Source organism: Psychrobacter glacincola (assembly GCF_965118485.1).
GTDB classification, from domain to species: Bacteria; Pseudomonadota; Gammaproteobacteria; order Pseudomonadales; family Moraxellaceae; genus Psychrobacter; species Psychrobacter glacincola_D.
Genome location: NZ_CBCPJH010000032.1, coordinates 19,811 through 37,854, shown reverse-complemented (window position 1 = coordinate 37,854; position 18,044 = coordinate 19,811). Strand labels below are relative to the sequence as shown.

General features: G+C 41.9%; 17 protein-coding genes. 11 read left to right on the top strand and 6 right to left on the bottom strand.

What is annotated here, in order from left to right; genetic code table 11:
* Both ACMHKH_RS11590 and ACMHKH_RS11585 read right to left on the bottom strand, forming a co-directional pair.
* Entirely contained in the window at window positions 1–324 is a 324-nt protein-coding gene (locus ACMHKH_RS11590) for a chaperone modulator CbpM (protein WP_413520798.1), read from the bottom strand.
* 92 nt (window positions 325–416) lie between these two features.
* The gene (locus ACMHKH_RS11585; RefSeq protein ID WP_413520797.1) at window positions 417–1,373 is read right to left on the bottom strand and encodes a DnaJ C-terminal domain-containing protein; all 957 of its coding nucleotides are present in this window, start codon (window positions 1,371–1,373) and stop codon (window positions 417–419) included.
* Between the two features lie 541 nt (window positions 1,374–1,914).
* On the opposite strand from ACMHKH_RS11585, the gene ACMHKH_RS11580 reads away from it, so the two are divergent.
* Window positions 1,915–2,277: a septal ring lytic transglycosylase RlpA family protein gene (locus ACMHKH_RS11580; RefSeq protein WP_413520796.1), complete on the top strand. Its 363-nt coding sequence runs from the start codon at window positions 1,915–1,917 to the stop codon at window positions 2,275–2,277.
* Between the two features lie 103 nt (window positions 2,278–2,380).
* Here ACMHKH_RS11580 and ACMHKH_RS11575 read toward each other — a convergent pair whose 3' ends face one another.
* The gene (locus ACMHKH_RS11575; protein ID WP_413520795.1) at window positions 2,381–4,375 is read right to left on the bottom strand and encodes an ATP-binding cassette domain-containing protein; all 1,995 of its coding nucleotides are present in this window, start codon (window positions 4,373–4,375) and stop codon (window positions 2,381–2,383) included.
* 492 nt (window positions 4,376–4,867) lie between these two features.
* On the opposite strand from ACMHKH_RS11575, the gene erpA reads away from it, so the two are divergent.
* From erpA to ACMHKH_RS11530, 9 genes are all read left to right on the top strand, one after another.
* Window positions 4,868–5,248 (top strand): iron-sulfur cluster insertion protein ErpA, encoded by a 381-nt coding sequence (gene erpA / locus ACMHKH_RS11570; protein WP_372843170.1) that lies wholly within the window; start codon window positions 4,868–4,870, stop codon window positions 5,246–5,248.
* A 340-nt stretch (window positions 5,249–5,588) separates the two neighbouring features.
* The gene (locus tag ACMHKH_RS11565; RefSeq protein WP_413520794.1) at window positions 5,589–5,945 is read left to right on the top strand and encodes a roadblock/LC7 domain-containing protein; all 357 of its coding nucleotides are present in this window, start codon (window positions 5,589–5,591) and stop codon (window positions 5,943–5,945) included.
* A gap of 258 nt (window positions 5,946–6,203) precedes the next feature.
* A complete protein-coding gene (gene gshA / locus ACMHKH_RS11560; protein WP_413520793.1) occupies window positions 6,204–7,787 on the top strand; it encodes a glutamate--cysteine ligase in 1,584 nt (527 codons plus the stop codon).
* 73 nt (window positions 7,788–7,860) lie between these two features.
* Entirely contained in the window at window positions 7,861–8,388 is a 528-nt protein-coding gene (locus ACMHKH_RS11555) for a disulfide bond formation protein B (RefSeq protein WP_413520792.1), read from the top strand.
* 261 nt (window positions 8,389–8,649) lie between these two features.
* A complete protein-coding gene (locus ACMHKH_RS11550) occupies window positions 8,650–9,225 on the top strand; it encodes a copper resistance protein NlpE N-terminal domain-containing protein (protein WP_413520791.1) in 576 nt (191 codons plus the stop codon).
* A gap of 297 nt (window positions 9,226–9,522) precedes the next feature.
* Complete coding sequence (gene mpl / locus ACMHKH_RS11545; protein WP_413520790.1) at window positions 9,523–11,031, top strand: UDP-N-acetylmuramate:L-alanyl-gamma-D-glutamyl-meso-diaminopimelate ligase; 1,509 nt, start codon at window positions 9,523–9,525, stop codon at window positions 11,029–11,031.
* A 369-nt stretch (window positions 11,032–11,400) separates the two neighbouring features.
* Window positions 11,401–11,655, top strand: coding sequence for a GlsB/YeaQ/YmgE family stress response membrane protein (locus ACMHKH_RS11540; protein ID WP_413520789.1), 255 nt, complete (start codon window positions 11,401–11,403; stop codon window positions 11,653–11,655).
* A gap of 225 nt (window positions 11,656–11,880) precedes the next feature.
* The gene (def, locus tag ACMHKH_RS11535; RefSeq protein WP_413520788.1) at window positions 11,881–12,426 is read left to right on the top strand and encodes a peptide deformylase; all 546 of its coding nucleotides are present in this window, start codon (window positions 11,881–11,883) and stop codon (window positions 12,424–12,426) included.
* Between the two features lie 76 nt (window positions 12,427–12,502).
* On the top strand, window positions 12,503–13,678 hold the full coding sequence (locus tag ACMHKH_RS11530) for a type III PLP-dependent enzyme (protein WP_413520799.1): 1,176 nt from the start codon (window positions 12,503–12,505) through the stop codon (window positions 13,676–13,678).
* A 106-nt stretch (window positions 13,679–13,784) separates the two neighbouring features.
* Here ACMHKH_RS11530 and ACMHKH_RS11525 read toward each other — a convergent pair whose 3' ends face one another.
* From ACMHKH_RS11525 to dnaJ, 3 genes are all read right to left on the bottom strand, one after another.
* Window positions 13,785–14,699, bottom strand: coding sequence for a hypothetical protein (locus tag ACMHKH_RS11525; RefSeq protein ID WP_413520787.1), 915 nt, complete (start codon window positions 14,697–14,699; stop codon window positions 13,785–13,787).
* A gap of 48 nt (window positions 14,700–14,747) precedes the next feature.
* Window positions 14,748–15,578 (bottom strand): 4-hydroxy-tetrahydrodipicolinate reductase, encoded by an 831-nt coding sequence (dapB, locus tag ACMHKH_RS11520; protein WP_413520786.1) that lies wholly within the window; start codon window positions 15,576–15,578, stop codon window positions 14,748–14,750.
* Between the two features lie 188 nt (window positions 15,579–15,766).
* Window positions 15,767–16,903 carry a molecular chaperone DnaJ gene (dnaJ, locus tag ACMHKH_RS11515; protein ID WP_413520785.1) on the bottom strand — a complete coding sequence of 379 codons (1,137 nt, stop codon included), beginning with the start codon at window positions 16,901–16,903 and terminating at the stop codon, window positions 15,767–15,769.
* A 473-nt stretch (window positions 16,904–17,376) separates the two neighbouring features.
* Here dnaJ and ACMHKH_RS11510 point away from each other — a divergent pair, with 473 nt between their 5' ends.
* On the top strand, window positions 17,377–18,027 hold the full coding sequence (locus tag ACMHKH_RS11510; protein ID WP_413520784.1) for a DUF2939 domain-containing protein: 651 nt from the start codon (window positions 17,377–17,379) through the stop codon (window positions 18,025–18,027).
* The last annotated feature ends 17 nt before the right edge of the window (window positions 18,028–18,044 follow it).

Below are 18,044 nucleotides of genomic sequence, written 5' to 3'. Positions count from 1 at the left end.
CTATTTTAAATGATCAATCGTGACTTCAATAACAGGCTTCTGCCTATCTAGCTGACGTTTTAGTTGACGGAGTTGCTCTAGCTCATCCAACAGCTCAAGTATCAACCCAATCGCTGGTACACTGGCTTCAAAGTCGCGACTTAGGCGAGACGCACGGCGTACAGTCGTCAGCTGATAGCCTGTGAATTGTTCGCGCTCTGGCACATCATATTCAATAATGCTTTCTTCCATCAATTCGATAACCCATTGGCGCTCTTGACCACAGGCAGATACTAGCTCATCTAAGCTCATGATAATGTCATTAAATTCAGGCGAGTGTTTCATAGCGATTATCCTCGTTGTCTCTTTATTTCATCGTTATCGTTTGCATCTCTATTTTTATGGCGTTAATACATAACTTTTGTTAAAGGTATTATTTAACGGTTAATACTGGTATCAGCAAAGGCTTGTTTTAATTGCTCATAAGCTTGGGTTGCCGCTTCGGTATTGACTTCCGGATTGACGATATTCAACGTTAAATATAAATCACCTGCTTGCTTAGCCGGGATACCTTTACCTTTTAGGCGTAAATTGCTACCTGATTTGCTGTTCTTTGGAATCGTCACACCCAATGTACCCGCTGGCGTACTGACCGTAATCTTATCGCCCAGTGCTGCCTCCCATGGCGTAATATTCACCGTTTGGTAGACATCCGCGCCTTCGATACGAATATTAGCCGCATGACGAATCTTAACTTTTAAAAATAAATCGCCATTTTTACCTTGACCACTACCCGCTGCCCCTTGACCTGCTAAGCGAATCTGCTTGCCATCGGTGATACCTTTAGGGATTTTAATTTTCAGCGTTTTATTATCATAATCCATGCTGCCATCTGGCTTACGAACCGGTACATTTAACTTAATACTGTAGTCGTCGCCATTATAAACTGATGCCAAATCAACGGTGATTTCAGCATGTTGGTCTTGACCCTTGCTATCTCGGCCATACTGTGACTGACCACCCGCTGAGCCACGTCCAAAGGCGGAGAAAATATCATCGAAACGAAAGCCACCATCACCATAGGCTTCACCATCACCAAACTGATCTTTAACGTCTTCCCAGCGATAGCCGCCTTGTCCAGCGCCTTGCCCGCCAAAGCCACCGCCTTTTCCAGCAAAAGGATTGTCTAGCATCGCATCATATTCCGCACGCTTGTCTTTGTCCCTGATAGTCTCGTAGGCATTATTAATCTCAGCGATTTTACTATCGGCATCTGGATCGTCGCTGACGTCAGGATGGTATTGCCTGACAAGCTTACGGTATTTTTTTTTAATATCAGCGTCTGAGGCGTCTTTTTTGACCCCTAAAATATCATAGTAGTTTTTTTCTGCCATGTTGTGTTCCTCAAAATAAGACCTGTTAATAATAATGGGTTGCCAATTGTAAACATTCAAATGTAAAAATAAGGGCTTGATATGACAATTTATGAACGTAATCTCTTAACAATAATAGCGCTAAAAAAAGCAAATACCGTTATAGAAATATTACCAGTAAAAGCAATCTTACTTAACCATGATGATATTTAGTGATATGAATTTTAATAGCTTAGATATTGTAGACAGTAGCATGCAAAAGAGACTCACCTCAGGAAAAGACCCTTTAACATCTATTATTTTCATTTTTGATTACTGACACGCCCAAAAAACTGAGGTAAGTACTATTCATAATGATTATTATATAAACATAGCAAAATATACATATATAGGCTAACTACTTGTTAAAAAACAATTTTTGACCTTATAGTTCTTTTACAGAGCTGTAATAATAGGACAAGTTACTTCTTGTAAGATATCTTCTATTATTTGTACTCACAGGGAGTATGGATAACGTAGGCAAGAATATCTGTCTATCTCATCAATAGCATACAGGTTTTAAATGTCTTATTTTATCAAATCCTTAGTCATCACTTTATCACTACTATTGAGCGTTACCTCTTTTGCCGGCAATACCAGCTATTACGGTAGTAAGTTCCATGGCAAACGTACCGCAAGTGGCAGCATCTTCAATATGAACTCTCTGACCGCTGCGCATAAAACGTTACCATTTGGGACCAAAGTAGAAGTGACCAACAAAAAGACAATGCAGAGTGTGATTGTAAAAATCACAGATAGAGGACCTTTTATTAAAGGTCGTATTCTGGATTTATCCAAAGCTGCTGCTGGTCAAATAAACTGCGAGCTTTGTACGACTACGATGAAGATTCTCTCTTATGGTGATGGTAAATATCGTATGCAATAAGCACATAAAATACTAAAAAGGGAAGGCATAGGCCTTCCCTTTTTTATGACTAAATTTTATCGCTTGGTTTTGATTAAAACTAAGAGATAAGCACCTTGTAGTGCTAGCCTACACTGGCTTTCATTTCTTCTAAGGTTGTCATCGCTAGTAATAGTTTTTCTTCATTATTACTATGTTGCTGTTGCAATGCGGTTTGCTCATTCAGCAGTTTCATTAAATCAGACTTACGGCTTTCCTCATAAAACTCAGTGTCGGCAAGCTTGGTCTCAAGATTCGCTAACTTCTTATCAATATCAGCCAAGGCTTTTTCTGTATTTTCAATATCGCGGCGAATAGGTGCGGTGAGTTTACGTTGTTCAGCCGCTAGTTTGCGCAGCGCATCTTTACTGAGTGCAGATTGAGAGTCGTTATTGGCTACTGAATTAGTATCTGTTTCACGTGAAACAAACTTCTTACTCTCTTTTTTACTTTTTTTCTTACTGGTATTTTTATCTTGTGAGTTTTCTTGTTTACGTTTTTCGGCAAGCCATTTACCATAGTCGCTGATATCACCGTCGAACTCATCGATTTGACCATCATGGACCAAAAATAGCTCATCGCAGACGTTGGCAATCAGCTCACGATCATGCGAGACCAGCACCACTGCCCCTTCAAAGCCTTGTAAAGCAATGGTCAATGCTTGACGCATTTGTAAGTCTAAATGGTTGGTTGGCTCATCAAGCACCAGTACGTTCGGACGTTGCCAGACAATCAACGCTAGCGTTAAACGCGCCCTCTCACCACCAGAGAATAGCTCACTAATCGTATCGATACGGTCGCCACGGAAATCAAAGCTCCCCAAGAACGAACGTAGCATCGCATCAGAAGTATTACCTGCCAAACGGCGTAACATTTCTATAGGCGTTGCTTTTGGGTCAAGGATATCCATTTGATGCTGATTAAAATAGCCAAGCTTTAGCGTATCAGAAACGTTATAGCTGCCCTTTAATACGCCAAGCTCACCGACCAAGGCTTTAATCAAGGTTGATTTACCCGCGCCATTCATCCCAAGTAGTCCGATACGCGTATCAGGGGTGACTTGCACATTGGCATTATAAAGTAGCGGTGTGTCGCTATAGCCAATATCTGCATCGGTCAGCTCAATCAGTGGCGAGCTCATATTCGCAGGCTCATAAAAGCGGAACGAGAACGGGTTGTCCGCCATCATCGGTGACAGCTCTGCCATACGCTCAAGCTGCTTGATACGGCTTTGTGCTTGTTTAGCTTTACTAGCCTTGGCACGAAAACGACGAATAAAGTCATCCAGATGAGCTTTGGTAGCTTCTTGCTTCTCAAAAGCTTGCTGCTGCTGCGCCATACGCTCATGACGGGTACGAATAAACTGCTGATAGTTACCGGTATAAAGAGTGATTTTTTGTTGTTCAACATGCAAGATATGACCGACGGTATTGTCCAAGAACGTTTGGTCATGCGAGATGACGATGACCAAGCCAGTAAAGGCATTAATCCAAGTCTCTAACCAAAGAATAGCATCCAAATCCAAATGGTTGGTTGGCTCATCGAGTAACATTAAATCCGCACGGCTCATCAAGGTTTTCGCAAGGTTTAAGCGCATACGCCAACCACCTGAAAACCCTTCTACAGGCAGTTCATGTTGATTAGTATTGAAGCCAAGACCTGCCATAATTTGCGCGGCTTTGGTCGGGGTACGATAGCCATCAATCTCATCAAACTGCTGATGCAAAACACCAATCTGATCATCACTGACGCTGCTCAAATCATTCAATGCAGCATTAATTTCATACCACTGCTCATCGCCACTTAACACGTAATCAATCGCCGTTTGTGTGGTTGCGCCAACTTCCTGCGCCATATGGGCCACATGCCAGCTATCAGGAATACTAATTTCACCCTTATCAAGCGTCACTTCGGTATCACCGGTGCCCATGCGCGTGAGCAATAAGGCAAACAAGGTCGATTTGCCTGTACCGTTATTGCCCGTTAAGCCAACTTTATGGCCCGGATGTAGCTGGAAGCTTGCCCCTGCAAACAACTCACGACCATCACGGCGAACACCAACGTCTTTAAATTCGATCATATAATTTCTTCATCTCTGCGGTAATATAAAACACAAGGCAATAGGAAAAACACTCATCTTAGGTGTTTACTGGCGGCTATTATTTCAAACGCCTAACCGATAGGCAAACAATTAAATAAGTATTTTAAATTCAAACCTTTATACTGCTTATAATTCTCTTGTATTAGTAAGCAACAACCAGCATATATAAGGGCACTATAATAACAAACGCTATTGTCACCCTTGACAAATCCCGTATTATCCCAATTATGTTATACTAGTAAAACGCTATTGACATCAGTCAGTTAAGTGCTGATAGCATTAATTTCTGCTCAGCTGATAGCCGAAAATCAGCCACTCTATATATTAGTCACTTTACCTAATAGTATCGGTAGCTGTGATTGATGAATGACTGTCATCAAGATATATAGGTAAGTCGCCCTACTTAGCATCAATAGACGACCTCACATACGTAAAAAATAATAACATTTGATTTTAGCAATTGAGGTAGATATGAACCAACCAGCCAACCAATTTAACCCAAGCTCAAGCCAACCTGTCGATCCAACTGTTTTAAATCTAACCGATAGCGCGGCACAAAAAGTCCGTCGCCTGCGTGAAGAAGAAGGTGATAGCAACCTTATGCTGCGCGTCTACGTCACTGGCGGCGGCTGCTCAGGCTTCTCTTATGGCTTTAACTTTGCCAATGAGCTTAATGAAGATGATGCTAACTTCGATAATGACGATGTGACATTAGTTGTCGATTCGCTAAGTTACCAGTACTTACAAGGCTCTACCGTTGATTATACAGAAGGCTTGGAAGGCGCACGTTTTATCGTGACCAACCCCAATGCGACTACTACCTGTGGCTGCGGCTCGTCATTCTCTATTTAAATCACTACTAAGTGATATTTAGATAGAAAGTACTCAGTTTAGAAATGGTTCAATTCCTGTATTCAGCATTAATTCACTTATTTTTGGTGTACAAACGTACTCTTATTACTCGATATTTTACCGATAATCGGCTTAAAGTTAGCTTTAGTCGGTTTGCGGTTGAATTATTATAAGGATATGCTTAAATACTGCCTTGTTTTAAGTAGTTGCACTAATCAATAGTAAACAGCAACTATTTATCTTTAGGTTTTTTAAACAAAATATTAGAGACTGCTCATTAGGCAGCCACTTGTTTGATAAAAAATATTTAATCTTATTCCATATAGTAAGGCACAGTCCCATGGCTAAATTATCACTTGATGCATTGAACGACATTGACGGTTTTATCGCAGCAGCACTCGTAGACAGCGAATCAGGCTTGGCATTAGTAACTCTAGGTTCTGGTATCGACCTTGAGCTTGCCGCTGCTGGTAACACTGATGTATTGCGAGCTAAGCGTAAAGTAGCAGAATCTTTAGGTTTAAATGAAAGTATCGAAGACATTCTTATTACGCTTGGTAAGCAATATCATTTGCTACGTCCATTAGTACGTAATGACAGTTTGTTTTTATACTTAGTCCTTGATCGTCAAAAATCAAATCTTGCGTTGGCGCGTCATAATCTAAAAGGCTTTGAAACTGAACTAGAATTCTCATAACTCATTTTTAGCTTTTAAGTCACTTAGTTGATAGCTCAAAATTAGAATATAGATTTATGATATTTAAAGCATCTACCTTATCCGTAGATGCTTTTTTTGGCTCGGTCGGTGACGAATTTTTAACTAAAAGAAGCTTACTGGTTTTGTAATTGCACGTGGTTTTTAGCCTGTCTTTGGGCTAAACTGACGGAGATTATATTCTTACCTTTTTTGATTAGCCATATATGATTTTTAATCAATTATAACCAATAACAACAGATGACCATTATGAGTAATTTTGCGAGTAGCTTTGTCGATTTTGATATTCCAAACTGGTTTGCCAGCGAGCATTTAGCAGGCATGCTGCGCGGTATCGAAAAAGAGGGGCTACGCGTTAAGCCTGATGGTTATTTGGCACAAACGCCGCATCCAGCCAAACTTGGCTCGAAGCTTACGCACCCGTTTATCACAACCGACTATTCAGAAAGCTTACTTGAGCTGATTACTGATCCTAAATCGTCGCCAAAAGAAACACTGACCATGCTGCGTCAACTGCATCTATTGGTCTATAAAGGTATGCCTGAAGATGAGCTGATGTGGCCGCTATCTATGCCTTGTATGCTGTCTTCTAATGATGAAGATATTCCACTAGCGGATTACGGCAGCTCTAATACAGGTAAACTGAAGACTTTATATCGCAGTGGACTTGGTATTCGTTATGGTCGCCGAATGCAGACGATTGCAGGCTTACATTATAATCTGTCGTTTGGCGATGATTTATTCACGGCGTGGCATGCACAAACCCCTGCGACACAAGCGCTGACGCTGACAGAGTTTAAAAACGATAAATATCTAGGTTTGATTCGTAACTTTAAGCGTCTGACCAGTTTGGTGCTTTACCTACTGGGTGCAAGTCCGAGTGTCTGTCCTTGCTTTGTTTCAGGAGTTGAGCATGACCTTGAGCTGTTTAATAATTCAACCTATTACAAACCGACTGCCACCAGCCTGCGTATGGGTAAGCTTGGCTATACCAATAGCGTGCAAGAGCACCTTGATATCCGTTATAACAATTTGCCAGAGTATGTCAAAGGGCTGCGCCGTGCGATTCAAACGCCGCATGAAAGCTTTGAGAAACTGGGTTTAGATGATGAGAATGGCAACCCTATTCAAATAAATAACCATATTCTACAAATAGAAAACGAATATTACAGCCCTATTCGTCCTAAACAAATAGCCATGAGTGGTGAGAGCCCAACCGAAGCGCTTGAGCGTCGTGGTATTGCGTATGTTGAGTTTCGGGCGATTGATTTAGACCCTTATAGCGATATCGGTATCCGTCTATCTAGTGCCTGCTTTTTAGAGGTAATGGCGCTCTATTGTCTACTCAGTGATTCGCCTGAATTGATGCCTGAAGAAGAAGATGCGCTTGCCATCAACATTGAGCGCGTCGTCAATGAAGGTCGCCGTGAGAATCTGCAAATTCTAAATAATGGTGCGGAGCAATCATTTGAGAGCTGGATGCTGATGCATCTAAACCGCATGCAGCCTTTGGCAGAATTACTTGATGCTCATTATGGCGGCAACGATTATCGTGTAGCAGTCGCGCTAATGCAAGGTAAGGCTGGTCACCCTGAGTCAACCATTTCTGCACAAGTCAATTCTGATAGTAAGCGTTTAGGCAGTTTATGGCAGCTAGGATTCACTCTAGCTCAGCAACATCGCGAGTCTTTATTACAGCAAACGCTTAGCCCTAATACGCAAGCGAAATACGAAGTACTGGCAGAAAAATCTATCTTACAACAAGCTGAAATGGAAGCGGCTGAAACAGAAGACTTTATGGAATTTTTAAAACAATACCGATAATAGCTTCTGAGTTTCTATTATCAAACTATATTTCTTCCACCCTTAATCAGCATTTTATAAGAGTATCTGCCCCATGCTACAGCTGACCACTTACCGCAATCTGCAAGTGTTTTTAGTCATAATGACCGCGATCGGCATGAGCTTTGCACTGTTTTTCTTACAGCGTTATATGGGGTTCTCACCTTGCCCACTTTGTATCTTTCAGCGTATTGGACTGATGATAATGGGTGGTTTTGCGCTAATTGCTGCTGTATTTCATCCAAAATCCATGGTTATCAGATTACTATTATGGCTTGGTAGCCTAGCAGGTATCGGTTGGGCGGCAATAGTAGCAGGACGTCACGTTTGGCTACAGCATTTACCTGCTGACCAAGTACCGTCATGTGGTCCAGGCTTAGATTATTGGCTCGACACCTTACCTATGCAGCAGGTTCTAAAAGAAGTTTTTGCCGGCTCTGGTGAGTGCGCTGCTATTGAATGGACGTTTTTGGGTTTAAGCATCCCTGAGCAATCACTGATTTTATTTAGCTTTTTAATACTGGTTCATTTGTTAATATTGTGGCGTATCGTACGTCCTACTAGTCCGCAGCCTCTTGCTTAATAAATCAAAACGCCACGCTACTCTTAGCTTGGCGTATCTTTATCACATAATTTAACGAAATCACGCTCGCAACGCGGGCTTATTGTCGTTACTCTAGTCGTTTTCATTCTACGTAATTTTCATTTTGGTTTTACACTGACAATAATAACCATTCAGTAATGACCATGGTGATTAGCCATACTATTTGAAAACTGGTTCTGTGGTAATATTATGACAACCCTTTTGCATTTATCTTATGCTGACTTTACTCTAAGACGCTGTATGCGTTTACTCTTCGCAGTGCCAGTTTGTATCGCGTTGGCGAGCTGCGATAGTGCCTCATCTTCTACCAATAATAAAAATACTCAGGGTGCGCCGATTAATAGCACCCAAAGTGCTGCCTCAAATAACGATGAAGCGTTGTTAAATGAAAATGATAATGAAGGGTTAACAGAGGGTAATAGTGATCCAGCAGGACAGCCACTCATGGCGGCATCAAGGTCAACTGAGAATACATCACGCTCACCAATGATTTCTGCACCGAATAGCGATAGTATGTTGCAAGCGACGCTGATGGGTGATTATGGCGGCGTGGTGCCGTGCTCATCTTGTACTAGTACTAACGTAACCTTAAACTTATTTGCTGATGGTTCAGTATTAAAAACCAGCATCTTCAATCAGCCTGAAACACCGCAAGCGCCGATGGTAGAGCCGGGCGTTTATCGCCAAGACAATGATATGATTACGATTGTATATCAGAAAAAAAATATCGAAACCTATCAGATTCAGGATAATCATTTGATTATGATGGATGAGTATAAAAATCCTGATGAAGACTACGCCTTATCGCGTCAGTAAATATGCAACTATATACGATTAAGAGGGTCAATAAAAAATCGTATGTTATAAATCACAGTTCATCGAGCTGCTTTATACAGTTAATAACGCCTACTTAATAAGGCGTTTTTTATTGGTCAACGAACCATGATTACTTTACAATGAGCGCTTGCCTACGCTACTGCTAGCGTTAACTCAGAATAAAAAAGTCTCTGTTCAGACAGTCTTCTTCTAAAAAATATTGTCTAATTAATGCGGCTCTTTGTCTGACTAACGTTAGATTTTCATTCCTCTTCTTCAAGCTTGTACGGAACGTCTATGCATATTCATATTCTTGGTATTTGTGGTACTTTTATGGGCTCGCTGGCATTATTGGCACGCGAGCTTGGACATACAGTGACGGGCTCAGACACTAATATTTACCCGCCGATGTCCACCCAACTTGAACAAGCAGGCGTTACTATCGAAGAAGGCTATTTGATAGCGCATTTACAGCCAGCGCCAGATTTGGTGGTGGTTGGTAATGCGATGAAGCGTGGTATGAATGTGATTGAGTATATGCTCGACACGGGTCTACGCTATACCTCTGGACCGCAGTTTTTATCTGAGCAAGTATTGCAATCTCGCCATGTCATCGCGGTAGCAGGTACTCATGGTAAGACTACAACAACGACTATGCTCGCGTGGATACTACACTATGCTGGTATTGATACTGGATTTTTAATTGGCGGTGTGCCATTGGTGGATACTCCTGATGAGCATTTGCAGCAAGTTTTCGCTCATAGTAGTTACTTGGGTTTGGAAAAAGAAGATAATAACTCATCGAACACAGGCTATTTCGTCATCGAAGCGGACGAATACGATTCGGCGTTTTTTGATAAACGCTCAAAGTTCGTCCACTACCGTCCGCGTACTGCCATTTTAAACAATCTTGAATTTGATCATGCTGATATTTTTGCTGATCTCAATGCTATTCAAACCCAATTTCACCATATGGTTCGCATGATTCCGAGCACTGGTAAAATCATTATGCCAGCCGATACTATTAGTCTCGAAGAAACTTTGGCAAAAGGCGTTTGGACACCTATTTGGCGTACAGCCGTCGTTGACTCCACGCTGTCTAATAGCCCTATAGAGAATGGTAGCGACTGGCAGGCACAGCTCATGAGCGCAGACGGTAGTCAGTTTACCGTAAGCTTTAATGATGAAAATAACGACAGTGATACCAATAACGAAAATGATAAAACATCAGCATTAGTTAATTGGTCGATGAGTGGTCTGCATAACGTCAATAATGCCCTTGTAGCGATAGCAGCCGCTTATGATGTTGGCGTAAGTATTGAAACAGCTTGTGCTGCTTTATCAGCATTCGCCGGTATCAAACGCCGGATGGAACTTATCGGCGATGTGAACGATATCTTAGTGTTTGATGATTTTGCTCATCATCCAACGGCGATTACGACCACGTTAGACGGTGCCAAGAAAAAGCTAGCAGGTAGACACATTTGGGCAGTCATTGAGCCGCGTAGTAACACTATGAAAATGGGCATTCACCAAGATAGCTTGGCACAATCTGCCGCTCTTGCTGATTATACCTTATGGTATGAACCTACTGGACTTGAATGGGGTTTAAGAGACGTTATTGACACTGCTACTACAGCAAATCCAAATATTGGTAAGCAACAAGTCCTCTCTAGCGTCGATAGTATTATTGAACATATTAGCACTCACACAAAAGCAGGCGATGCGATTGTGATTATGTCTAATGGCGGCTTCGAAGGCATCCATCAGCGTTTATTAGCGGCTCTAAATAACGGCTCTAAATAACGGCTAGTCCAGGTTTCTAGTGGAACAAAATAAAAACGTCGCTTCGTTAATCACGAGCGACGTTTTTTATTTATCTATTTTTTATTTACCTGTCTTTTATATTTGTTTTATCTACCTTTACTTTTACGACCCACAACTTCTATTTTGATTGCTAAATAATTATAGAGTGCTATTTCATTATCGACTCTCCTACCTTTGTAACACCCCGTTTACCTATCTACTCTGCTAAATAGCAAATATGGCTTTTTCCTCACATAGCCCATACACAGGTAACACTTTTTGCTTATTTTTCATTCTCAACACTGACTACAATGAACTCAACACAATAAGTAAACTATTATAAATTAGAAACACTTTAGGAGAATGAACATGAGCTTTATTTGGATGATTATCGTCGGTTTGGTTGCAGGTCTATTAGCACGTGCCATTAAGCCAGGCAGCGACCCTATGGGTTGGATTATGACCATTGTATTGGGTATCGTTGGTGCGATGCTTGGTGGTTTCGTTGCTGGTCTAGTTGGTATTAATGCTGACGGCGGTTTCACAGGTCTTATCTTCTCAGTAATCGGTGCGATTATCTTACTGTTCATCTATGAGATGATTATGAGCAAACGCCGCGTATAATTGAGCATGGCTCACATGGCTCACTCATATGAATTGGTAGAAATCATATAAATAAAAGCCTTGCCTATCGCGAGGCTTTTTTTGCATTAATAAAACGCCTAATCTTAACCTCTCAGAAGTATTAAGAGCGATAATTATGCGAAAGCATTGATAAGCATTACTTTTGTCCCCATTTATCTTATAATATTAACCCTATTTTTTCTCTTTCTCATTGAGGTGAGCCTTATGGCATTACTCCCTATTCTAAGTTATCCCGACCCGCGCTTGCGTACGATTGCAACGCCTGTCAAGGAAGTCACTGCTGAAATCAAAACCTTAATCGCCGATATGATCGAGACGATGTACGATGCGCAAGGTATCGGTCTGGCTGCCAGCCAAGTTGACCGCCATATTCAGCTCATCGTGATGGACTTGTCTGAAGATAAAGACAACCCACGGGTTTTTATCAATCCAAAAGTAACGCCGTTGGTAGAAGAAAAGCAGCCGTACGAAGAAGGCTGTCTATCGGTTCCTGATGTCTATGACAAAGTTGAGCGATCTAATAAAGTACGTATCGAAGCACTCGATGAAAATGGTGATAAGATTGATGAAGTGGTCGAAGGCTTACTCGCGGTCTGTATTCAACATGAAATGGATCACTTAAATGGTGTTATCTTTGTAGATTACTTATCAAAGCTTAAGCAAACCCGTGCTCGTGATAAAGTGCGTAAAGTACTTAAAGTACGTGAAAAGCAAGAAGCTGATAAGCAGCCACAACCAACCACTGTTTGACACTAATGGCGTTATTATCGCCTGCTTTCGTTCTATACCTATTTTATGTTTTTATTAAGGGTTCCCTAGCATGACCATGATCAAAATTGACCAATATTTTGACCCTGCCAGCTGGCAGAAATTTACCCAAGCTGCTGAAGGTCGTGAAACCCCTTTCCTAGTTGTTGACCTTAATCGTATCAAAAGCAAATTTAACGAAATGGTTGGACTTTTTCCTGAGGCAAAAATTCATTATGCGATGAAAGCCAGTCCTGCCGTTGAAGTGATTAATTTACTTGCAGATCTAGGATCAAACTTCGACTGTGCATCTATTTATGAGCTAGATCGCGTGCTTAATTGTGGTGTCGATGCCAATCGCATCTCTTATGGTAATACCATTAAAAAAGCACAACACGTCAAATACGCTTATGAGAAAGGCGTGCGCTTGTATGCCACTGACTCAGAAGCTGACCTTAAAAGTATTGCTACTTATGCGCCCGGCTCTAATGTGTTTGTACGCATTTTGGTAGAAGGTTCGGACACTGCTGAATGGCCGTTATCGCGCAAGTTTGGTTGTGATCCAGTCATGGCAACTGACTTGCTGATTCAAGCGCGTGATTTGGGCTTGGTACCTTATGGCGTCTCATTTCATGTCGGCAGTCAGCAAAAATCTGTTGCGGTATGGAATGATGCTTTACTGATGGTCAAAGATATATTTGCTAAGCTGCTGAATGAACAAGGCATTAAGCTACAAATGATTAACCTAGGTGGCGGCTTCCCTGCTAGATACTTAAGTAACGTCAACCCGATAAAAGAATATGCCGAAGCGGTAAAGCAGTATTTAGTGGATAGTTATGGTGTTGACGATATGCCGGAGATTATCTTGGAGCCGGGTCGCTCATTGGCAGCAAGCTCTGGGGTTTTGGTCAGTGAGGTCGTGCTGATTTCACGTAAGTCGCATGACGATACCACGCGCTGGGTCTATACCGATGTGGGTTTATTCCAAGGCTTAATTGAAACCTTGGGTGAAGCCATTAAATATCCTGTTTATACGCCTAAAATGGAAACGTCAACCAATGCAGGCAGAGTAGTATTGGCAGGCCCAACTTGTGATTCGGCTGATATCATGTATGAAGAGACTGATTATCAGCTACCAGAAGAGCTTGAGATTGGTGACCAAATATTTTGGCTAACCACTGGCGCTTATACCAATTCTTACTCGTCTGTTGAATTTAATGGCTTCCCACCGCTAGAAGTAGTGTATATCGATTAGTATTTGCTCAGTTTTTATCAGCAATAGCTATGATAAAAAAAGCGCAGTGTTATTTATAACACTGCGCTTTTTTATGCTTAAACGTTTTTGAATAAAGAATAAACAGCTATTGAACCAACAATTGAATAGGCGCGTCATTGCTATTATTGCTTTGGCGACTACCACCGTAGCTCGATTGTTGATTTTGTCTATTTTGGGAGACTTGTCCGATCGTCACCCATTGTCCGCGTGGCACAATAATCGTACTATTCAAACGCTGACCTTGAATCGCACTATTACCGTAACTGTTTTGACGATAAGAATTGGAGCGTACAAGCTGCTCTTCTACTTGTGATAACTTTACTTCTACTTGCCCATTAGATAACAGTCTAGGTGTAACAGCAATACCTTGGGTCGTTGGTAACAGCACTTGCTGCTGAATAAAAATCTGTCCCGACGGTCGATGATAGGTAGGATAACTATTGGCAGTATAAGTTTGACTTAGTGAATAAAGCGTACCTGTGCTAATACTAGCGGCACTCCCAGACAGCGTTTGTACTTGATATAAATTATTGCTTTGCTGTTGGCTGTTACGTTGATTAATAATTCCTGCGCCTTGAATGCCACGATTGGTAATAGTCACCCGACCTTGTTGGATATTACCCTGGCTACTGCTGTTATTGCCCACGCGTACAGAAACCGTTAGTGCTTGCGGCTGACGATCAATCTGACTCAGTAACTGTTGCACGGCTTGATAATTGGCCGCTGTCGTTTGCAATACGAGCTTATCTTGATAAGTGGCGACGGTACCTCCATCGCGGCTATTACTTAGCTGTTGGCGGACAGCAGGCAATAATGCCTCACCGCCATAAGTATGAATAACATAAGTTTCATAACTACTTTGATTGTTAGCAGCTTGTACGACTACTGGCAGTATAGTCAGACTCAACATAAAGGTTATTTGGCGTGGATAGCTAACCCTTTTAATAGCGACAATAGCACGGCTAATTATCGTTATCAGGTTATATCTAAACTTAGCCATATCTGCCTCCTAGCCGTAATCAATAATTAATAAGCCCTTCATTTAAACCTAATCATTCAAGCCTAAAACATCCTGCATATTATACTGCCCATCAGACTGCTGAACGATCCAGGTAGCGGCACGCACCGCACCGGCGGCAAAGGTCATCCGTGCACGTGCGCGATGGGTAATCTCAACGACTTCGCCATCTGCAATAAACATTACGGTATGGTCACCGATGATTTCACCACCACGTATCGCATGAATACCAATCGACCCTGCTTCGCGCGCGCCCGTTTGTCCTTCACGACCATAGACCGCAACGTCTTTTAAGTTCTGTCCACGTGCTTCGGCAACTGCTTCTGCCATCATATAAGCGGTACCAGATGGTGCGTCGATTTTATGTTTATGGTGCGCTTCAATGACTTCGACATCGGCTTCTGTACCAAAGGCTTTAGCAGCCATGCCTAGCAATTTTAATGATAAATTTACACCTGTCGAATAGTTACCGGCATACACAATAGCAACCTGCTCACTCGCTGTTGCCAACACTTGCTCTTGCTGCTCATTAAAGCCTGTCGTTCCGATGACCATCGCAACATTGTTTGCTGCACAAACCTGCATATTTTGTTCGGTTGCATCAGGCAAGCTAAAATCAATCAGTACGTCAATATTATTAATTACTGCTTTTAGGTCATCGACTATTTGCACATTCAAGCAACCGATAGCGGCGACTTCACCTGCATCTGCACCGACCAAACTTGAACCTTGACGCTCAATCGCTGCCGTTAATATTGTTTGCGGATTGTCTTGTAGCGCTTCAATCAACATACGCCCCATACGACCGCCTGCACCGATCACGCCGACGTTAATCATTTTTTTATTCTCTTGCTGACTCATATTGTTATCCTAAATACTTTATTTTTGATATTCTGGTTTTTTAAATTTATGATACTAAGTTTAGCAAATATAATGTATGAATAGTTTTTTATACCATCAACAAAAAGCCCCATTGTTTCACGTGAAACAATGGGGCTTTAGATAAGTCAGTAAATCAATCGAGCTGAACCATTAATCAACCCAAGCTATCAGTCGAACAAATCACCAATCTTTTTAAAGAAAGATTTTTTATGCGGCGACTGCTGATGTTTGCTATCGCCATCCAATGTATCTTGGAACTGACGTAGCAAATCTTTTTGCTCACGAGTTAGGTTCACCGGCGTCTCAATAACGACACGGCAAATCAAATCCCCTTTCATCGTGGTGCGTACTGGCGTCACACCTTTACCGCGTACACGTAATAACTTACCACTTTGCGTACCTTCAGCAACCTTAATTTTTACTTTACCATCTAAAGTTGGGATTTCAACTTCTTTACCAAGTGCTGCATCAGTAATGCTAACCGGTACATCCATATACAGATCGGCACCTTGACGGGTAAAGACATTATGCTGTTTAACGCGTACTTCAACGTATAAGTCACCGTTTTGCACACCAGCGCCGCCCGCTTCGCCTTCGCCCGCTAAGCGTACGCGATCACCATCATCAACGCCTGCTGGGATAGAGACTTCTAACGTACGTGACTTGTCTTTGACGCCATTACCGTGACAGTCAGAGCAAGGATTTTTGATTTGTTTACCAGTACCGCCGCAATGTGGGCAAGCTTGTTGAACGGCAAAGAAGCCTTGTTGCATACGCACTTGACCTTGACCATGACAGGTCTGACATGTCACGATATCAGAGGCATTTTTTGCGCCTTTACCATTACAGGTATCGCAAGGCGCAGGAGCGGTGAAGCTGATTTCTTTTTTGCAGCCACGTACTGCTTCTTCCAAGGTCAGCTCAATCACATAACGCAGGTCTGAACCGCGACGCGAACGTCCACCACCGCCGCCACGTGATTGACCAAAAATGTCACCAAAGTTGCCAAAAATATCGCCAAAGATATCTTGGAAATTACCACTACCGCCGCCGCCGAAACCACCACCGCCCATGCCGTTTTCAAAAGCAGCGTGACCCATACGGTCATAAGCGGAGCGTTTTTCTTCGTTGCTCAGCACTTCATAAGCCATCGACGCTTCTTTAAACTTCTCTTCGGCATCAGGGTCATCAGAGTTACGATCCGGATGGTATTTCATCGCAAGCTTACGGTAAGCTCGCTTAATTTCTTTGGTTTCCACCGTCTTACTGACACCTAATACTTCATAAAAATCGCGCTTACTCATGGGCTCTCCTATCGTCTATACAGTCCACCGCTTTTGAATCACAATCTGATTCATTGATGCTATTTCATCAATGCTAGTCAACGATTATCCTAATAACGGTCATCATCACTACAAACCATAAAAAGGTTTCATGTGAAACACAGCGGGTTATAAATACCGAAGTATAAATAGTAATGATAACAATCGTATAAATTTGCTAGCGAAATACAGTGGGGTGCTGCTTAGTCAAATCAATTATTAAAAGTTTGCGCTATTTATGGAGATGGCAGCAGCATTTATCAAGCGGCAAACAGTACAAAGTATTAATTAGACTTTTTAGTGTAGGTTATAAAATAGGTTGTTAAGAAATTGACAAAGGTTTTTATACCTTTATAAGAGTCAGCCATGCTAGTATTTAGCGCCATATTAGGGGATATTTATATCCTATTTTTGAAATTTAGCGCCATTAAAGTGGTGATAAGGTCGCATTTTTTATGAAAAAGCTGATTGTTCTATTAATTATCATTGCAGTCGCTGTTTATGGGTGTTCGCCTTATTACAGCGCTTATCAGCTTAAAAATGCTTACGATGCCAAAGATGGTGCCACCATTGCGGCAGCGATTGACTATGAACAAGTGCGCCCCAGTATTCAAAACCAGCTCACCGAGCAATTTGCTGTGACCATGACCAAATATCCATTGGTTGCTGAGCTGGGCGGCGAGCCGTTAAAAGAGGCAGCAAATGGCTTTATCATCCAAGCGGTAACTGGTGCTATCACACCACAAAATATCGAAAAATTAATCAACACTCAAGGTCAAGCCAACACCGCTACCAAAGAGCTTGCCGCCGCATGGGCTATCGCCAGTAATCAAGTGGACTTAAAAAACCTGATTCAAAGCTTAATCATCAATCGCGGTGATATAAATGCGGTGGTCAAAAACCAAATGCAGCAAATTATGGAAAAACAAGCCGACGAGCTTGAACAGCAAGCTGCTCAAGGGTCTGATAGTGACAAACCAACATTAAGCTATTGCGGTATTAACTGTTTCACCATTAGCGGTCAAGTAAAGGGCTATCCGTTGACGATAGAGATGCAGCGTCAAGGCTTGATTGATTGGAAAATCGTCGATATTATTTTGCCTTAGATATCTGATTTATGAAA

Excerpts from the sequence above, each read along its gene's own strand:
- ACMHKH_RS11575 (WP_413520795.1), bottom strand. The coding sequence starts at position 4,375 with ATGATCGAATTTAAAGACGTTGGTGTTCGCCGTGATGGTCGTGAGTTG.
- ACMHKH_RS11540 (WP_413520789.1), top strand. The coding sequence starts at position 11,401 with ATGAGCTTTATTTGGATGATTATCGTCGGTTTGGTTGCAGGTCTATTA.
- ACMHKH_RS11565 (WP_413520794.1), top strand. The coding sequence starts at position 5,589 with ATGGCTAAATTATCACTTGATGCATTGAACGACATTGACGGTTTTATC.
- ACMHKH_RS11530 (WP_413520799.1), top strand. The coding sequence starts at position 12,503 with ATGATCAAAATTGACCAATATTTTGACCCTGCCAGCTGGCAGAAATTT.
- ACMHKH_RS11525 (WP_413520787.1), bottom strand. The coding sequence starts at position 14,699 with ATGGCTAAGTTTAGATATAACCTGATAACGATAATTAGCCGTGCTATT.
- ACMHKH_RS11510 (WP_413520784.1), top strand. The coding sequence starts at position 17,377 with ATGAAAAAGCTGATTGTTCTATTAATTATCATTGCAGTCGCTGTTTAT.
- mpl (WP_413520790.1), top strand. The coding sequence starts at position 9,523 with ATGCATATTCATATTCTTGGTATTTGTGGTACTTTTATGGGCTCGCTG.
- ACMHKH_RS11590 (WP_413520798.1), bottom strand. The coding sequence starts at position 324 with ATGAAACACTCGCCTGAATTTAATGACATTATCATGAGCTTAGATGAG.
- ACMHKH_RS11585 (WP_413520797.1), bottom strand. The coding sequence starts at position 1,373 with ATGGCAGAAAAAAACTACTATGATATTTTAGGGGTCAAAAAAGACGCC.
- def (WP_413520788.1), top strand. The coding sequence starts at position 11,881 with ATGGCATTACTCCCTATTCTAAGTTATCCCGACCCGCGCTTGCGTACG.
- ACMHKH_RS11550 (WP_413520791.1), top strand. The coding sequence starts at position 8,650 with ATGCGTTTACTCTTCGCAGTGCCAGTTTGTATCGCGTTGGCGAGCTGC.
- ACMHKH_RS11555 (WP_413520792.1), top strand. The coding sequence starts at position 7,861 with ATGCTACAGCTGACCACTTACCGCAATCTGCAAGTGTTTTTAGTCATA.
- ACMHKH_RS11580 (WP_413520796.1), top strand. The coding sequence starts at position 1,915 with ATGTCTTATTTTATCAAATCCTTAGTCATCACTTTATCACTACTATTG.
- erpA (WP_372843170.1), top strand. The coding sequence starts at position 4,868 with ATGAACCAACCAGCCAACCAATTTAACCCAAGCTCAAGCCAACCTGTC.
- dapB (WP_413520786.1), bottom strand. The coding sequence starts at position 15,578 with ATGAGTCAGCAAGAGAATAAAAAAATGATTAACGTCGGCGTGATCGGT.
- dnaJ (WP_413520785.1), bottom strand. The coding sequence starts at position 16,903 with ATGAGTAAGCGCGATTTTTATGAAGTATTAGGTGTCAGTAAGACGGTG.
- gshA (WP_413520793.1), top strand. The coding sequence starts at position 6,204 with ATGACCATTATGAGTAATTTTGCGAGTAGCTTTGTCGATTTTGATATT.